This is a genomic window from Gordonia sp. ALPHA1B1 (assembly GCF_005502615.1).
Taxonomy (GTDB): Bacteria; Actinomycetota; Actinomycetes; order Mycobacteriales; family Mycobacteriaceae; genus Gordonia; species Gordonia hongkongensis.
Map to the genome: position 1 here is coordinate 45,524 of NZ_SCOC01000007.1, position 16,270 is coordinate 61,793.

At 69.2% G+C, this 16,270-nt stretch carries 16 protein-coding genes; 7 read left to right on the forward strand and 9 right to left on the reverse strand.

What is annotated here, in order from left to right:
- Positions 1–111 precede the first annotated feature (111 nt).
- Complete coding sequence (locus tag FFS52_RS06535; RefSeq protein WP_137809221.1) at positions 112–1,137, reverse strand: Rv2578c family radical SAM protein; 1,026 nt, start codon at positions 1,135–1,137, stop codon at positions 112–114.
- Between the two features lie 78 nt (positions 1,138–1,215).
- Between FFS52_RS06535 and FFS52_RS06540 the strand changes: the two genes are divergently transcribed.
- Positions 1,216–2,475, forward strand: a complete 1,260-nt coding sequence (locus tag FFS52_RS06540; protein WP_137809222.1) for a serine/threonine-protein kinase — start codon at positions 1,216–1,218, stop codon at positions 2,473–2,475.
- A 16-nt stretch (positions 2,476–2,491) separates the two neighbouring features.
- Here FFS52_RS06540 and FFS52_RS06545 read toward each other — a convergent pair whose 3' ends face one another.
- Both FFS52_RS06545 and FFS52_RS06550 read right to left on the reverse strand, forming a co-directional pair.
- The gene (locus FFS52_RS06545; protein ID WP_137809223.1) at positions 2,492–3,217 is read right to left on the reverse strand and encodes a response regulator transcription factor; all 726 of its coding nucleotides are present in this window, start codon (positions 3,215–3,217) and stop codon (positions 2,492–2,494) included.
- Positions 3,214–4,482, reverse strand: coding sequence for an ATP-binding protein (locus FFS52_RS06550; protein WP_058250685.1), 1,269 nt, complete (start codon positions 4,480–4,482; stop codon positions 3,214–3,216). Before FFS52_RS06550 ends, FFS52_RS06545 begins: the two co-directional genes overlap by 4 nt.
- Positions 4,483–4,655: 173 nt before the next feature.
- On the opposite strand from FFS52_RS06550, the gene FFS52_RS06555 reads away from it, so the two are divergent.
- Both FFS52_RS06555 and FFS52_RS06560 read left to right on the forward strand, forming a co-directional pair.
- Positions 4,656–6,068, forward strand: coding sequence for a PspC domain-containing protein (locus tag FFS52_RS06555; protein WP_137809224.1), 1,413 nt, complete (start codon positions 4,656–4,658; stop codon positions 6,066–6,068).
- Entirely contained in the window at positions 6,065–6,295 is a 231-nt protein-coding gene (locus FFS52_RS06560) for a hypothetical protein (RefSeq protein WP_058250687.1), read from the forward strand. Before FFS52_RS06555 ends, FFS52_RS06560 begins: the two co-directional genes overlap by 4 nt.
- 60 nt (positions 6,296–6,355) lie before the next feature.
- On the opposite strand, the gene guaA is transcribed toward FFS52_RS06560, so the two are convergent.
- Complete coding sequence (gene guaA, locus FFS52_RS06565) at positions 6,356–7,903, reverse strand: glutamine-hydrolyzing GMP synthase (RefSeq protein ID WP_058250688.1); 1,548 nt, start codon at positions 7,901–7,903, stop codon at positions 6,356–6,358.
- Positions 7,904–8,063: 160 nt separating this feature from the next.
- Between guaA and FFS52_RS06570 the strand changes: the two genes are divergently transcribed.
- Genes FFS52_RS06570 through FFS52_RS06580 form a run of 3 tightly spaced genes read left to right on the forward strand, consistent with a single transcriptional unit; the run spans position 8,064 to position 9,998 of the window.
- The gene (locus tag FFS52_RS06570) at positions 8,064–8,702 is read left to right on the forward strand and encodes a biotin transporter BioY (protein WP_065629955.1); all 639 of its coding nucleotides are present in this window, start codon (positions 8,064–8,066) and stop codon (positions 8,700–8,702) included.
- A 22-nt stretch (positions 8,703–8,724) separates the two neighbouring features.
- Positions 8,725–9,399 (forward strand): ABC transporter ATP-binding protein, encoded by a 675-nt coding sequence (locus FFS52_RS06575; protein WP_137809225.1) that lies wholly within the window; start codon positions 8,725–8,727, stop codon positions 9,397–9,399.
- Positions 9,396–9,998, forward strand: a complete 603-nt coding sequence (locus FFS52_RS06580; RefSeq protein ID WP_058250690.1) for an energy-coupling factor transporter transmembrane protein EcfT — start codon at positions 9,396–9,398, stop codon at positions 9,996–9,998. Before FFS52_RS06575 ends, FFS52_RS06580 begins: the two co-directional genes overlap by 4 nt.
- Before the next feature lie 9 nt (positions 9,999–10,007).
- Here FFS52_RS06580 and FFS52_RS23840 read toward each other — a convergent pair whose 3' ends face one another.
- The 5 genes from FFS52_RS23840 to guaB form a co-directional block, all read right to left on the reverse strand.
- Positions 10,008–10,271 (reverse strand): DUF1731 domain-containing protein, encoded by a 264-nt coding sequence (locus FFS52_RS23840; RefSeq protein WP_249356240.1) that lies wholly within the window; start codon positions 10,269–10,271, stop codon positions 10,008–10,010.
- Between the two features lie 66 nt (positions 10,272–10,337).
- Complete coding sequence (locus FFS52_RS23845) at positions 10,338–10,943, reverse strand: NAD-dependent epimerase/dehydratase family protein (protein ID WP_249356243.1); 606 nt, start codon at positions 10,941–10,943, stop codon at positions 10,338–10,340.
- Between the two features lie 95 nt (positions 10,944–11,038).
- Complete coding sequence (locus FFS52_RS06590; protein ID WP_137809226.1) at positions 11,039–12,817, reverse strand: GMC family oxidoreductase; 1,779 nt, start codon at positions 12,815–12,817, stop codon at positions 11,039–11,041.
- 54 nt (positions 12,818–12,871) lie between these two features.
- Positions 12,872–14,029, reverse strand: coding sequence for a GuaB3 family IMP dehydrogenase-related protein (locus FFS52_RS06595; RefSeq protein ID WP_137809227.1), 1,158 nt, complete (start codon positions 14,027–14,029; stop codon positions 12,872–12,874).
- An 87-nt stretch (positions 14,030–14,116) separates the two neighbouring features.
- Positions 14,117–15,628, reverse strand: a complete 1,512-nt coding sequence (gene guaB / locus FFS52_RS06600; protein ID WP_137809228.1) for an IMP dehydrogenase — start codon at positions 15,626–15,628, stop codon at positions 14,117–14,119.
- 146 nt (positions 15,629–15,774) lie between these two features.
- On the opposite strand from guaB, the gene FFS52_RS06605 reads away from it, so the two are divergent.
- On the forward strand, positions 15,775–16,164 hold the full coding sequence (locus FFS52_RS06605; protein ID WP_137809286.1) for a DUF5319 domain-containing protein: 390 nt from the start codon (positions 15,775–15,777) through the stop codon (positions 16,162–16,164).
- The last annotated feature ends 106 nt before the right edge of the window (positions 16,165–16,270 follow it).

The window sequence follows — 16,270 nt, forward strand, 5'->3', positions numbered from 1 at the left end:
AACCAACCACCGACAAGCGTCAACCGAAGCCGAAAGCCGTTGCGCAGCATAGGATGTTTGCATCCACGCCGAAAACAGCCCAGCTCAGGGGCGCGGTCAGGACGGCACGGGTCAGAACAGGGTGAGGGCGTGCTGCAGCCCGGGCGCGGCCACCGTCGCCGGCGAGTCGGGACCCGATTGCCGGAGACCGCCGGAACCGGCCAGGCCATGCCGGTGCACGAGCGGCTTCATCCGGTCACGCAGCCACGAGGAGTACTCCGGGGTGACATAGGCGCCACGCCCGTAGAGCCCCCGGTACCGGCGGATGAGCGCCGGATGCTCCTCCGCCAGCCACTCGAGGAACCACGGCTTGGTCGAGGATCGCAGATGCATCGGGAACGCGGTCACACCAGACGCGCCCGCTTCGGCGAGGGCCTCTAGCAACGAGTCGAGATGCGCGGTCGAATCCGTGAGGTACGGGATGACAGGGGCCACCATCACATGCGGCGCGATGCCGGCATCGGCGAGATCGCGGATCACCGACAGCCGCGCCTGGGGCGACGGCGTCCCCGGTTCGATCTTCTTCTGCAGATCCTGATCGAGGATCGCGAGCGAGATCCCGACGCTGACCGAGACCTCCCCCGCAGCCTGACGCAACAGCGGAAGATCCCGACGGATCAAGGTGCCCTTGGTCAGGATGGAGAACGACGTCCGGGACTCGGCGAGCGCGGAGATCACGCCCGGCATGAGTCGGTACCGCCCCTCGGCACGCTGATACGGGTCCGTGTTGGTGCCCAGCGCCACCGTCTCCCGGGTCCACGACCGGCGTTTGAGTTCCTTGCGCAACACCGCCGCGACGTTGAGCTTCACCACGACCTGGGTGTCGAAATCGGTGCCCGCGTCGAGGTCGAGGTACTCGTGCGTCGGACGGGCGAAACAGTAGCGGCAGGCATGCGTGCACCCGCGAAAGGTGTTGACCGTGAACTGGAACGGGAGCTGCGAGGCCTCCGGCACGCGGTTGAGCGCACTCTTGGCCAGCACCTCGTGGAATGTGACACCCTCGAAATCGGGCGTACGCACCGACCGCACCAGACCCGAGCGGCTCAGCCCCGGGAGCGACCCGTCGTCGACCTCGACCGCCTGATCCGACCATCGCATGATGGGAGTCGAACATACGTACGAGATGGCTGTCAAGTGCGGTGCCCGCGGCGTCGACCTCGCCGCTATCATCTCCGTATGTCGACGACCGCCGGAACCCACCATGCGCCGGGTCCCCAGTACCTGGTGGCCGGCCGGTACCGTCTGAAGTCGCGCATCGGCGGCGGCGGCATGGGAACCGTGTGGCTCGCCCGCGACCAGCTCCTCGACCGTGACGTCGCCGTCAAGCAGGTCGTCTCCACCGAGGGCCTCACCGAGGACTCCGCCGACAACGTGCGCAAGCGGGCCATGCGGGAGGGGCGGATCGCCGCGAAGCTCTCCCACCGCAATGCGATCGCCATGCACGATGTCGCCCTCGACCGGGGCGAGCCCTGGCTGGTCATGGAATACCTACCCTCCCGCAGTGTGGCCCAGATCTTGCACGCCACAAAGACTCTCGCGCCCGCCGAGGCCGCCCAGATCGGTGCCCAGGTTGCCGATGCGATGGTCGAGGCCCACGCCGCGGGGATCGTGCACCGCGACATCAAGCCCGGCAACATCCTCATCGCCGAGGGCGGACGGCAGACCGGTCTGGTCAAGATCACCGACTTCGGGATCTCGCGGGCGAAGGACGATGTCACCCTCACCCAGACCGGCGTGATCACCGGAACGCCTGCGTATTTCGCCCCCGAGGTCGCGCGGGGCGCCGATCCACAGGAGGCCTCGGACGTCTACTCGCTGGGCGCGACCGTCTACACGATGGTGGAGGGTCAGCCGCCCTTCGGTGTCGACGACAACTCGATCGCCTTGCTGCACAAGGTCGCACGCGCACGCATCAATCCCATGCAGAATGCCGCCGAGCTCGAGCCGATCCTGCTGCGCCTGTTGGAACCGAGCCCGACCAAACGCCCGACGATGAGTCAGGCACGAGACATGCTCACCTCGTTCGCGGCCGGTTCCCGAGGCACCCGCGACCAGGTCCTGACCGGCCTCATCACCCGGCCCGGAGCGGGCACGCCGGCCTGGTCACAGCGTTCCGCACGGTCGTCGACGACCGGTTCGCATCGTCCGGCCGGTGCCACCCTGCCCCCCTACGCCCCGACGATGTCCGCCGATCGCGGCTCCCGCGACCTGCCGGACACACGTCGCGGCATCTCCCCGACCCTGATGTCGACGCCGCAACCACTGTCGTCGACACCGAGACCGCCTGCCTCCCAGCAGTACTCATCCGGATCCCGGCAACCGAACCCCGGTCCGCCGGCACCGGGCACGTCGAGCACGGCACTGGCGGTGTCGATCTTCGTGTTCTTCGCCGTGCTCGCGGTCGTCGTCGTACTCGCGATCGCGCTGTTGCGCTGAGCCGGCGCCGCTGCGGTCAGCCGATGTGACGGGTGGCCGCCCATCGGGTGAGGGCATTGCGGTTGGACTGCTGGGTCTTCCGCAAGACGTTCGACGCGTGTGTCTCGACCGTCTTGATCGAGATGAACAGCTCCTCGGCGATCTCCCGATAGGTGTACCCGCGCGCGAGCAGGCGCAACACCTCCAGTTCGCGCCTGGTCAGCGAGTCGAGTTCCGGGTCGAGCGGCGGTTCGGGTGCCGAGGATTTTCCGGTGAACGAGTCGAGGACGAAACCCGCGAGACGTGGGCTGAACACCGCGTCGCCGTCGGCGACCCGGCGGACCGCGTCGGCGAGTTCCGGGCCCGCGATCGTCTTGGTCACGTAACCGCGGGCACCGGCCCGGATGGTCGCGATGACATCCTCGGCCGCGTCCGACACGCTCAGGGCCAGGAAGACCGGCGGTGTCGAACCCGTTGCATTCGAACCCGTTCCGTTCGATCCGAGTCGATCGAGCACCCCGCCCAGGACCGCCACCCCGCCGCCGGCCGGCATGTGCACGTCGAGCAGGACCACATCGGGAGCCGCCGCCACGATCCCGTCGATTGCCTCGGGTACGGTGCCCGCCTCGCCGACGACGCGCAGGCCCGGCTCGTCGGCCAGTTCGGCACGGACCCCGGAGCGGAAGACCGCATGGTCGTCGACGAGATAGACGGTCACCGGACCGGGGCCGGTCGGGTCGGAACTCGGGGAACTCGGCGTCATCGTGCCTTCCTGTTGTCGGTCGGGGCGACCGCGTCGACGGTCACCTCGGCAGAGCGTCGGGTGTCGTCCGCTCTCTCGTCGATCGATCCCGATCCCCCGTCACCACGCGGCATCATCAGACCCACGTTCGTCCCGCGCCCGGGGGTCGACGTGATCCGCACGCGGCCGCCCATCCTCTCCACACGTGCGCGGATCGACCGGGAGATGCCCTGGCGGTCGTCGTCGACGGCGTCGGGGTCGAAACCGATTCCCCGGTCACGGACATACACCTCGACCTCGTCGTCGGTGATCTCGCCGTACACGTCCACGGTGCGTTCACCGGAGTGCTTGGCGGCGTTGACCAGCGCCTCGCGGGTGGCCCCCACGAGAGCCGACCAGCGTTTGGCGTCCCGGGTGTTGTCCGGACGCAGATCGCCGACGGTGATGATCTCCACCTCGATACCGTAGGCGTCCTCGACCTCGGCGCCGACACTCCGGAGTGCGGCCGCGAGCGAGCCGCGTTCGGTGGCCGGGTCGCCGAACAGCCAGGCCCGCAGCTCGCGTTCCTGACTCCGGGCCAGGCGTGCCACCTCCTCGGGGCGGCCCGCCTTCTTCTGGATCAGGGCCAGGGTCTGCAGGACCGAGTCGTGCAGATGCGAGGCGATCTCCTCGCGCTCGGCGTTGCGAATGCGGGCCGAGCGCTCCTCGTTGATGGTGCGCAGCATCCGCATCCACAGGGGCACGGTCAACAGGACGACGCCGATCAGGGTCGCCCCGACCGCGAGGATCGTGGAATTGAGACCGCCGAAGCTGCGATCCCCGGCCACCACCACGACCACGAGGCCGCCGACAACGAGCGCGACGCCGCCGATCAACCGCGTCCAAGTGCGCAGTGGGGTGCGGGGTGCGCGCGGGGATGTGTCGAATTCGCGCCACACGAGGGCGGCGCCCAACGCGATGAAGACGAACGGGATGAGGTACTCCGCAGGGGTCCCCGACGCCGCGAATCCGACCACGCCCATGGCCACCAGCCCGACCATCGCCAGACCGAGGGATTGACGACGCTCTCCCGGTGCCGGTGACGCGGTGTCGTCGCCCTGCGGGCAGAAGAACCACAGCAGCCCGTAGGCGGCGACCCCGGCGCCGGCCAGCGCGGCCAGGACCACGAAGACGATCCGCACGCGGAAGACCTCGACCCCGAGATGATCGGCCAATCCGCCGGCGACACCGGCGACGACGCGGCCGCCGTCGCGGCGCACCAGTTTCGGGACCGGCTCGACCTCCATTCGACTCACTCCTCGATCGTCCCATGCGATCGGCTTCGCGACATCGGGGTCAACCCCGGTTCATGCGCCGCGATCTCAGGGTGTGTCCGCTCCGCCGCCCCCGGGCCTGGCGGATTCTCCGGGGGACAATTCAGGGGATCACCCGATGTGTCCGGGGCCGGACGGGCGGCACGATGATCGTCATGGACACCAAGGAGTTCCAGCAGCAGATCCAGGGCCTGTGGGCGACCCGTCCGTATCGGCCCGACGATCGGACGATTGCCGGCGTGTGCACCGGCATCGCCGCCCGGTATCGCGTCGACCCGACTCTGGTGAAGGTCGCGTTCGTGGTGGCCGCCTTCTTCGGCGGCAGCGGACTCATCCTCTATCTCGCGGCCTGGGTCGCGTTCCCGGGCGCCGGACGCGCCCGGGCCGATGCGCTCCGTGTCGATTCCTCCCGGGCCGGTCACACCGCGTCGCACAACTCGATGCACGGACTGGGGAATCCGCAGGTGATCCTGCTGGTCGTGCTCGCGATCGTCATCGTCACCTCATTCGGCCCCAATCGCACCTGGGGCTCGGGCGGGCTCGTCGGCGCGATCCTGATGCTCGGCGGCTGGTACCTGCTGTACCTGCGGACCCCGACTCCAGCGGCCGGTACCAGCATCGACACCGCGGCGGTCACCGACATCGTCGTCCCGCCGCCGGCGGCCGGGCAGTTCGAACGGTGGGTGCCGCGCGCGATGAGCCACCCGGCCCCCGGCGCGGTCACCCCCACGGACGGCCCCCAGACCCCAGGAGTATCCATGACCAAAGCACCGGGCACGTCCGCGATCGGCGGGAATCCGGCCACCGAACACCCGGCCACCCCGGCGCCGGGAGTCGAACTGTCGAAGAGTGAACCACTCGAGGCGAGTCCACCCGCGTGGGATCCGTTGGGAGCGGCGCGGTTCGCCTGGGATCTGCCCGAGCCGACCCGCCCGGCCGAACCGGCCGTCCGTCGGCACCGACGCTCACCGCTGACCCTGATCGTGGTCGGTCTGGCGACCATCGTGGGTGCGATCGGTGCGGGCCTGCACCAGATGGGTGTCGAGTGGTTCACCGTCCCCCACATCCTGTCGCTCTCCCTCGCCGTGATCGGAGCCGGACTCCTCGTCGCGGCCGTCGTCAAGCGCCGTACCGGCGAGCACAGCACGGGCCTGGCGCCCATCGCGGTCTCTCTCGGTGCCGCGGTCATCGTCACCACCGTGATCTCCGGGGTGAACGGCTTGTCCGGCCCGCTGCCGCCCGGCGGGGTCGGCGACCGCGAGTGGAAGCCGTTGACCGAGAACGACATCCAGGCCGATTACTCACTCGGCATCGGTGAGATGGCCTTGGACCTACGTGCGGTCGACCTCACCGCCGACCGGACCGTACGACTCGAGAGCGGGGTCGGCAAGATCACGGTCCACGTGCCGGAGACCATGAACGTGCGTGCCGACTGCCAGACCGGTGTCGGCGACTACAACTGCCCCACCGGGCTCGACGGCGGACGTGACGGCACCGATGGCCCGGTCCTGCAGATCGAGGCCCGCACCGGATTGGGAGAGGTCGAGGTCCTGCGATGAGCACCGAGATGAACGCTTCCGGCACCGATGACGACCGAGGTTGTGGCGCCACCCATCGCGCTCCCGGTCTGGGGCTGCTCGGACTCGCCGCCCTTGCGGTGGCCGGGTGGGGGCTCGCCGACGGGCCGGCACTGCCCGACGCCGCCGACCTCGGATGGGTCGTCGTCGGGATCGGGCTGCTGGTCGGACTCGTGCTGATCGTGTCCGGCACGCGTTCGCGGCGCTGAGAACCGGCACGCACTGACGAGAGCGGCCGGTGGCAGACGCCACCGGCCGCTCTCGTCAGCTCATTCCCACTCGATGGTGCCCGGCGGCTTGCTCGTCACGTCGAGCACCACCCGGTTGACCTCGGCGACCTCGTTGGTGATGCGGGTGGAGATGATCTCGAGGACCTCGTAGGGCACACGCGTCCAGTCCGCGGTCATCGCGTCCTCGCTCGACACCGGGCGCAGCACGATCGGGTGGCCGTAGGTGCGGCCGTCTCCCTGCACGCCCACACTGCGCACGTCGGCCAGCAACACGACCGGACACTGCCAGATCTGCGAGTCGAGGCCGGCGGCGGTCAGTTCCTCGCGCGCGATCAGGTCGGCCTTGCGTAGCGTCTCCAGTCGGTCGCCGGTCACCTCGCCGACGATGCGGATCGCCAGGCCGGGCCCGGGGAACGGCTGGCGGGCGACGATCTCCTCGGGCAGCCCCAGTTCGCGGCCGACCGCACGCACCTCGTCCTTGAACAGCAGACGCAGCGGTTCCACGAGACTGAACTCGAGGTCGTCGGGCAGACCCCCGACGTTGTGATGACTCTTGATGTTCGCGGTGCCGCTGCCGCCGCCGGACTCGACGACGTCGGGGTACAACGTGCCCTGGACGAGGAAGTCGACCTTCTCCCCCGCCTCGGCCTCCTCGCCGAGGACCTCGCTGACCGCACCCTCGAACGACCGGATGAACTCGCGGCCGATGATCTTGCGCTTGGTCTCGGGGTCGCTGACGCCGGACAGCTCACGCAGGAATGTGTCGGCGGCGTCGACCGTCACCAGCTTCGCCCCGGTCGCGCCGACGAAATCGTGCTGTACCTGTTCGCGTTCTCCGGCGCGCAGAAGGCCGTGGTCGACGAAGACACAGGTCAGACGATCGCCGATGGCCCGCTGCACCAGCGCGGCGGCCACCGCGGAATCCACGCCGCCGGAGAGCCCGCAGATGGCCCGCCCGTCACCGATCTGGTCGGCGACCGCGTCGATCAGCGCGTCGGCGATGTTGGCCGCGGTCCAGGTGGCCTCGAGACCGGCGATCTCGTACAGGAAACGGGTGAGGATCTGCTGGCCGTGCGGCGTGTGCAGCACCTCGGGGTGGTACTGCACACCGGCCATCCGGCGCTTCAGGTTCTCGAAGGATGCGACCGGAGCACCGGGCGTCGACCCGGTGACGGTGAACCCCTCCGGCGGGGACTGGACGGCGTCGTTGTGGCTCATCCAGACGGGCTGGGTGTCCGAGAGACCCTGGTGGAGAACGCCTTCGCCGTTGGTCGTGAACGTCGTCCGGCCGAACTCGCGCCCGCCGGTGTTGGCCACCTCACCGCCCAGCTTGTCGGCCATCGCCTGGAAGCCGTAGCAGATGCCGAAGACCGGGACGTCGAGGTCGAAGAGAGCGGGATCGAGGTCCGGCGCGTCCTCCGCGTACACCGACGACGGTCCGCCCGACAGGATGATCGCGACCGGATCCTTCTCCTGGATCTCCGCGATCGGCGCCTCGTGCGAGATCACCTCCGAGTAGATCCGCGCTTCCCGCACCCGACGCGCGATCAGCTGCGCGTACTGCGCGCCGAAGTCGACGACGAGCACCGGCCGCGGGCCCTCGAGGAAATCCTCGGGAGAGGACGAGTTCGCAGAAGAAGTGTCTGTCACCGGGCCGAGTCTAGTGGGCGGACCGGCGTCGATACCTGGTCACCCCGCCCGGTGGGTGCGGCTGCTCGGCCGCCGCGTGAAATACTCCGGAATCGACATGACTGCATCGCCGAAATCCCCCAACCGCTGGTCGCTGAGCATCGGCGACCTCACCCAGGCCGCCGTGTTCGCCGCGCTGATCGCCGCGCTCGGCCTGCCCGGGACCATCAACATCGGCACCAGCGGTGTGCCGATCACGTTCCAGTCGCTCGGGGTCATCCTCGCCGGGGCGGTTCTCGGCCCGAAGAAGGGCACGCTGGCCGTGGTCATCTTCATGGTGCTGGCGATCGCCGGACTCCCGATCCTCTCGGGCGGACGCAACGGCCTCACCGCGCTGTCCTCCCCGACGGCCGGATACTTCATCGGCTTCCTCCCTGCGGTCATCGTCATCGGGGTGCTGACCGCACTCATGGTCTCGACCGGCGGGACGACGGGCTCCGGGAAATATCGCGTGCTGTGGGGCATCGGCATCAACGCGCTCGGCGGCATCGTCGTCCTCTACGCCTGCGGGGTGCTCGGCCTGCTGGTGCGGACCGACCTGACACTGTGGGCGGCCATCGCGACCAACGGTTCGTTCATCCCCGGCGACATCGCCAAGTGCGTCATCGCGGCCCTGGTCGCGGCCCAGGTCCACCGCGGCCGGCCGGGCCTCATCGAACCGTTGCGCGCGCGCCGATCCGGCACCGTGGCCGGCTGACCCTCGCCCCACCCCACCGGCGATGATCGAGTTCACCGACGTCACCCACGCCTACGGCGACCGCGTCGTCCTGCGCGAGGTCTCACTGACGTTGTCGGAGAACCGGATCGGGATCGTCGGCGCCAACGGCAGCGGCAAGTCGACGCTGGCGCGGATGATCAACGCGCTCGTCGTGCCCGACTCCGGGACCGTCATCGTCGACGGGCTATCGGTCGCGAAGAACAAGCGTGAGGTCCGACGCCGGGTGGGCTTCATCTTCTCCGACCCCGACCGTCAAATCATCATGCCGACGGTCCGCGAGGACATCGAACTGTCGCTTCGTCGAACCGATCTCGACAAGTCGGCGCGCGCCGAGCGTGCCGGCGAGGTGCTCGCCCGGTTCGGCCTCGCCGACCACGCGGACCATCCGGCCCAGCGGCTCTCCGGCGGGCAGAAGCAGCTCCTCGCCCTGGCGTCGGTGTTCGTGACCGACCCCGCGATCATCGTCGCCGACGAACCCACCACCCTGCTCGACCTGCGCAACACCCGCATGCTCACCGACGTGTTCGCGACCCTCGACGAGCAACTCGTCGTCGTCAGCCACGATCTCGACATCCTGGCCGACTTCGACCGTGTCATCGTCGTCGACGAGGGGCGGGTCGTCGTCGACGACGAACCTCGGCCCGCGCTGGCCGCCTACCGCGGGATGATGTCGTGAACGTCCTCGGCGTCTACCGTCCCGGCAACACGCTGCTGCACCGACTGCCCGCGGGCGTCAAGTTCGTCGCGATGGGCGTGGTGATCCTGGTGCTGTCGCTGACGGTCCGGTCGCTCACCGCCCTCGGCATCGCGACGGCCGGGGTCGCGGTCGTCTACGCGCTGGCGGGGATCGGGCCGCGCGAGGCGTGGCGGCAGCTGCGGCCACTGATGTGGTTGCTGCTGTTCATCTTCGCGTTCCAGGTCGTCTTCACCGACTGGCGGCGGGCGGTAATCGTCTGCGGCGTCCTCGCGCTGTCGGTCGCACTCGCCGCGGCCGTCTCGCTGACCACCCGCACGACGGACATGCTCGACACGATCGTCCGTGCGCTCGGCCCCCTGAGACGGCTCGGGGTGCGCGTGGACCTCATCGCGCTCGCGCTGGCACTGACCATCCGGGCGATCCCGCTGATGGTCGAGGTGGTGCGGGAAGTCGACGAGGCGCGCAAGGCGCGCGGGCTCCGGCCCGGTCCACGCATCCTCGTCGCCCCGGTCGTCCTCGCCGCCCTGCGCACCGCCGACGGTTTCGCCGACACCCTCACCGCGCGCGGACTGGACTGAGGCGACCTCTCAGAGCAGATCGGAGAGTGCGTCCTCGAGCCGTGGGAAGCGGAAGTCGAACCCGGCGTCCGCGAGCACATCCGACCGCGCACGGCGCCCCGTGAGTCCGAGGGCCGGGTCCGTGCGCAGCACCACCGCACCGAGTTTGAGCAACCACGCGGGCGTCGGCGGCGCAGGCGGCCGTCCGATCTCCGCGCGCAGCATCGCCATGAGTTCGGAGTTGCGCACCGGATGCGGACTGGCCGCCACGACGACACCGTCGGGCAGCGTCACCGCGTCGTCGACCCGCAGTGCCGCGCGGGCGATCGCGAGCCAGTCGTCGATGTGAATCCAGCTGAACTATTGCCGGCCGTCGCCGACCCGGCCGCCGAGCCCGAACCTCGTGAGCCCCACGAGGCGTCGGATGGCCGGCGAATCAGCATCGAGCACGATCGAGGTGCGCAGCACGGTCAGATGGTCGGTGTTCGCGCCGTCCACCGCCTCCTCCCAGGGCCGTGCGACGCCGGTCATCTGCGGGAGGCCCACCGGGATCGGCGTCGATTCGGTGCACCACAGTTCGCCCGCGTCGCTCCAGATCGCGGTCGTGCTGGACTGCAGCCAGTACGAGATCGGCGTCGTGCGTTCGCGCGATGCGGTGACGAGTGCGCGCGTCGCGTCGACCCGGCTGTCCCGCAGTGCCGCGATGTTCTCGGCGCTGGGGCGGCAATCCACGAGCTTGCCCGCGAGGTTGACCACCGCCGTCGGACGGTTCGCGGTCAGCGCTTCGGCCCAGTTGCCCTGGGTCCTGCCGTCCCAGACCACCTGTTCGAACGGCGACGACGGATCGATCCTCCGCGTCAGGATGACCGGATGATGCCCACGCGCGGCGAGATCGGTCGCCAGATGCGTACCCAGCGAACCACTTCCGCCCGCCAACACCACGGTCAGCGGTTCTGTCCCCGACATGCGTCTCCCCCGTTCGGCACTGGACGACGACACTACCCGCCGACGCCGCCGACCGGGGTTACGTGCTCACAGGGCGGGTGATCGGCGCACCGACGCTACGAGATCCGTTGAGCCGTCAGTGGAGTGGCCGGGACGACCGGGGTGATCGGCAGCCGCAGGGCGCCGGGTGCGTCGGCCGGCACCACCGGCGACGTCGGCGTCGCGGGCTCGATGCGGCGATACGGCTCGCCCTGGGCAGGACGCCGGTCCTGCTCGCCCTTGTTCGGCCACAGCGCCGCCGCACGTTCCGCCTGCGCGCAGATCGTCAGCGACGGATTGACGCCGAGGTTCGCCGACACCGATGCGCCGTCGGCGATGTGCAACGTCGGGTAGTTCCACACGCGCTGGTAGGGATCGATGACGCCGTTGTCCGGGTCGTCGGAGATCGCGCAACCGCCGAGATAGTGCGCGGTCAGCGGCATGTTGACGATGTCGCCCCAGGTCCCGCCGGCGACGCCGCCGTCGAGCTTCGCCGCGATCCGGCGAGTTGCCTCGTTGCCCTTCGGAATCCACGTCGGGTTCGGCTCGCCGTGGCCCTGCTTGCTGGTGACGTACCGCACCGGTCCGCGCTTGCGGACGAAGGTGGTCAGCGAGTTGTTGTTGTTCTGCATGACCAGGGCGATCACGGTCCGCTCGCTCCACTGTCGCACCACGAGCAACCGCACCAGCAGGAGCGGGTTGCGGGCGACCTGACGCAGGAACTGCCCGAACCGGTTGCGCCGGGACCCGCCGTCGGTGAGCAGGGTCTGCAGGTACGCGATTGCGTTGGAGCCCTTGCCGTATCGCACCGGTTCGATGTGCGTGTTCGGCTCGGGGTAGAACGACGAAGTGATCGCGACGCCGCGCGAGTAGTCGTTCTCCGGGTCGATCCGCGACCCCATCGCACCCAGGATCGACTCCGAGTTGGTGCGCGTGAGCCGGCCCATCGCGTCCGAGATCTGCGGCAGCGTACCGAGTTTCGCGTGGTGTAGCAGTCGTTGGGTGTTGAACGTGCCGGCCGCCAGGATGACCTGACCCGCCGTGATCGTGCGTCGACGGCGTCCGAGCGGACCCCACGACGACGAGTGATGCGTGCCCACCTCCCAGACACCGTCGGCGCGCTGCCGCAGCGAGTCCACCGTGGTCCGGTCGATGATGGTGGCGCCGTGGCGTTCCGCGAGGCCGAGATAGTTCTTCAGCAGGGTGTTCTTGGCACCCACCCGGCATCCGGTCATGCACGCGCCGCACTCGGTGCAGGCGGTTCGGGCCGGACCCGCACCGCCGAAGTACGGGTCGGCGACGGTCTCGCCGGGCGCCCCGGACAGACCGGTCTTCGCACCGAAGAACACACCGACCGGTGTCGGGGTCACCGTGTCCCCGACACCCATCTCGGCGGCGACTTCGGCGACCACGCGGTCGGAGGCGGTGACCGTCGGGTTGGTGACCACCCCGAGCATCCGCCGGGCCTGGTCGTAGTACGGGCTGAGCTCGTCCTCCCAGTCGGTGATGTGATTCCACTGGGGATCGGTGAAGAACGGCGTCGGGGGCTTGTAGAGCGTGTTGGCGTAGTTGAGCGAACCGCCGCCCACCCCCGCCCCGGCGAGGATCATCACGTCTTTCAGGGCGTGGATGCGCTGGATGCCGTACAGGCCCAGCTTCGGTGCCCACAACCACCGGTTGAGGCGCCAGCTGGTCTTGGCGAAGTCCTCGTCCTCGAACCGGCGCCCGGCCTCGACCACGCCGACGCGGTACCCCTTCTCCACCAGCCGCAACGCACTCACGCTGCCGCCGAACCCGGAGCCGACGATCAGAACGTCGAAGTCGGTGGCGTGTTCGGTCGACTTGTCGAATCCCATGCCGAACATACTAACGCGCATTGTCACATAAAGAGACCCAGGTCACCCTAACTATCAGCCGCGGACGGACAACCCCACGCGCTGGAATTCCTTGAGGTCGCAGTAACCGGCCTTCGCCATGGCCCGACGCAGTGCGCCGACGACATTCAGTTCGCCGTACGGGTCGTCGGAGGGGCCGTAGAGAACCCGCTCGAGACTCGGTCGGTCTTCACCCGCGGCGACCTGCAGGAGGGCGCCGCGCGGGGTGTCGGGGTGAGCAGCGGCCGACGGCCAGTACCATCCGTTGCCGGGCGCGGAACTCGTTGCGGCGAGCGAGGTTCCGAGGACCGCGGCGTCGGCTCCACAGGCGATCGCCTTGACGATGTCGCCCGAGCTGTGGATGTCGCCGTCGGCGATGACGTGGACGTAGCGACCGCCGGTCTCGTCCAGGTAGTCGCGACGCGCGGCGGCGGCGTCGGCGATGGCGGTGGCCATCGGCACACCGATGCCGAGCACCTCGCCCGTCGTGGTGGCTCCCGCGGCGGAACCGTAGCCGACGATCACGCCCGCGGCACCCGTCCGCATCAGGTGCAGCGCGGTGCGGTGGTCGTGCACGCCGCCCGCGATGACCGGTACGTCGAGATCGGCGATGAAGGTCTTCAGGTTCAGCGGTTCCCGCTGCGTGCCGTCGGCATCGACCTGCGCCACGTGCTCCGCCGAGATGATCGTGCCGTGCACCACCAGGATCTCCACCCCGGCGGCCAGCAGCGCCGGGGTCAGCTCGGGTGCGTGCTGCGGGCTGACGCGGACGGCCGTGGTGACCCCCGCGTCGCGGACCTGGGCCACGGCCTCGCCGAGCAACCCGCTGTCGAGCGGGGCCGAGTGGAGTTGCTGCAGGTGCCGGACCGCCGCATAGGGATCCGGGTCCTCCGCCGCGATGGCGACGAGTTCGGCGATCTTCGCCTCGACGTCGCGATGACGGGCCCACAGCCCCTCACCGTTCAGGACGCCGAGCGCGCCGAGCTTGCCCAGTTCGATCGCGACCGACGGCGACACCAGGGCATCGGTCGGGTGGCTCAGGATCGGCGAGGAGAACCGGTAGGCATCGATCTGCCATGAGGTGGAGACGTCCTTGGACGAACGGGTCCGACGGGACGGGACGATGCTGATGTCCCCCAGCTCGTAGGTCCGTCGGGCTGTCCGGCCCATGCCGATTTCGACGAGGTCACGCACCACTGCGCCTTTCTGCGGAGTTCAGCTGCACAACGACCCTACGGCCTGGCCCGCCGGACGAGTCCGGCGGGAACGACCTCGGGGAGTTCAGCGGGAATAGTAGTTGGGTGCCTCTGCGGTCAGCGTGATGTCATGCGGGTGGGATTCCTTCAGGCCCGCCGCGGTGATCTGGACGAACCGTGCGGTCTGCAGATCCGGGATCGTGGACGCGCCGGTGTAACCCATGGCGGCACGCAGGCCGCCGACGAGCTGATGGATCACCTGCGACAGCGGACCGCGGAACGGCACCCGTCCCTCGATGCCCTCGGGAACCAGCTTCTCCTCTTTGAGGACGTCGTCCTGGAAGTAGCGGTCCTTGGAATACGACTTCGCCTGTCCGCGACCCTGCATCGCACCCAGCGAACCCATGCCGCGGTAGCTCTTGAACTGCTTGCCGTTGACCAGGACCAGTTCGCCGGGCGCCTCGGCGGTGCCGGCGAGGAGCGAACCGAGCATCGCGGTCGACGCTCCCGCCGCGAGGGCCTTGGCTATGTCACCCGAGTACTGCAGGCCACCGTCGGCGATCACGGGCACCCCGGCCTTCTGACAGACCGCCACGGCTTCGAGGATGGCGGTGATCTGCGGGGCGCCGACACCCGCCACGACGCGGGTGGTGCAGATCGAGCCCGGTCCGACGCCGACCTTCACCGCATCGGCGCCGGCGTCGACGAGGGCCTGCGCGGCCTCGCGGGTCGCGACGTTGCCGCCGACCACATCCACCCGGTCGCCGACCTCGGCCTTCAGCTTGGCCACCATGTCGAGCACGAGCCGGTTGTGCGCGTGGGCGGTGTCGACGATGATCACGTCGGCCCCGGCGTCGGCCAGCGCCATCGCCCGGTCCCACTGCGGGTCACCGGTGCCGACGGCCGCCCCGACGAGCAACCGTCCGTCGGAGTCCTTGGTCGCCAGCGGATGCTGTTCGGTCTTGACGAAGTCCTTGACGGTGATGAGCCCGGTCAGGCGACCGTTGCCGTCGACGATCGGTAGCTTCTCGATCTTGTGCCGGCGGAGCAGTCCCAGCGCAGCCTCTGCGGAGACGCCCTCCTGGGCGGTGATGAGCGGGGCCTTGGTCATCACCTCGGCGACCGGACGGCTCTGGTCGACCTCGAACCGCATGTCGCGGTTGGTGATGATGCCGACGAGCTCACCCTCGGCGTCGACGACGGGAAGGCCGGAGATGCGGTAGCGCGCACACATGGCGTCCACCTCGGCGAGCGTGTGCGTGGGGGTGCACGTCACCGGATCGGTGACCATGCCCGCCTCGGACCGCTTGACGGTCTCGACCTGACCGGCCTGCTCCTCGATCGACAGATTGCGGTGGAGGACACCCATACCCCCGGCGCGAGCCATCGCGATCGCCATCCGGGACTCGGTCACGGTGTCCATCGCCGAACTCACCAGCGGGACCCGCAGCGTCACGTTCTTGGTCACCCGCGACGAGGTGTCGACCTCGCTGGGTATCACGTCCGACGCCGAGGGCAGCAACAGGACGTCGTCGAAGGTCAGGCCGAGCATCGCGACCTTGCCGGGATCGTCTCCACCGGTACGAACAGCAGTCATCGGACCATGGTATCGAGTCCCTTGTTGCGGCGATCGTCACACAGGAGTCTTCGCGCCGATGAGGTCGCCCGACCTACTCTCAACAGGTGCGCTCGACCGGTGAACGCCTGCGGCGCGCGCACCCGCGGATCGGCTACGGTGGTGTGGTGCGTGACCACCTGCCACCCGGCCTCCCGCCGGATCCGTTCGCCGACGATCCCAGCGATCCCGCATCCGCATTGGACAGCGTGGAGCCGGGTATCCCGTTGGACGAGAACGAGCGGCTCGCGGTCGAGGAGGATCTCGCCGATCTCGCACTCTACGAGGCCTTGCTGGCCAATCGCGGTGTACGCGGCCTGGTCGTCGTGTGCGAGGACTGCCGCGAGGACCATTACCACGACTGGGACATGTTGCGCGCCAACCTGATCCAGCTTCTCATCGACGGCACCGTCCGGCCGCACGAGCCCGCGGTGGATCCTCGTCCGGACGCCTACGTCACGTGGGACTACTGCCGCGGTTACGCCGACGCCCGTAGTCATCTCGACGACGAGCACTGACGCCCCACGGGCGTGGCGGTAAATGTCGCCGACTCTCCGGCACGGCCACATGAGCGAGGCCCCGCACCAGATCGGTGCGGGGCCTCGCTCATGATCTCAACCGACC

Coding starts and splice junctions, on each gene's coding strand:
- FFS52_RS06560 (WP_058250687.1), top strand. CDS start 6,065: ATGAGCACCGAGATGAACGCTTCCGGCACCGATGACGACCGAGGTTGT.
- guaB (WP_137809228.1), bottom strand. CDS start 15,628: ATGACTGCTGTTCGTACCGGTGGAGACGATCCCGGCAAGGTCGCGATG.
- FFS52_RS06545 (WP_137809223.1), bottom strand. CDS start 3,217: ATGACGCCGAGTTCCCCGAGTTCCGACCCGACCGGCCCCGGTCCGGTG.
- FFS52_RS06590 (WP_137809226.1), bottom strand. CDS start 12,817: ATGGGATTCGACAAGTCGACCGAACACGCCACCGACTTCGACGTTCTG.
- FFS52_RS06550 (WP_058250685.1), bottom strand. CDS start 4,482: ATGGAGGTCGAGCCGGTCCCGAAACTGGTGCGCCGCGACGGCGGCCGC.
- FFS52_RS06575 (WP_137809225.1), top strand. CDS start 8,725: ATGATCGAGTTCACCGACGTCACCCACGCCTACGGCGACCGCGTCGTC.
- FFS52_RS06535 (WP_137809221.1), bottom strand. CDS start 1,137: ATGCGATGGTCGGATCAGGCGGTCGAGGTCGACGACGGGTCGCTCCCG.
- FFS52_RS23845 (WP_249356243.1), bottom strand. CDS start 10,943: ATGTCGGGGACAGAACCGCTGACCGTGGTGTTGGCGGGCGGAAGTGGT.
- FFS52_RS06570 (WP_065629955.1), top strand. CDS start 8,064: ATGACTGCATCGCCGAAATCCCCCAACCGCTGGTCGCTGAGCATCGGC.
- FFS52_RS06555 (WP_137809224.1), top strand. CDS start 4,656: ATGATCGTCATGGACACCAAGGAGTTCCAGCAGCAGATCCAGGGCCTG.
- FFS52_RS06540 (WP_137809222.1), top strand. CDS start 1,216: ATGTCGACGACCGCCGGAACCCACCATGCGCCGGGTCCCCAGTACCTG.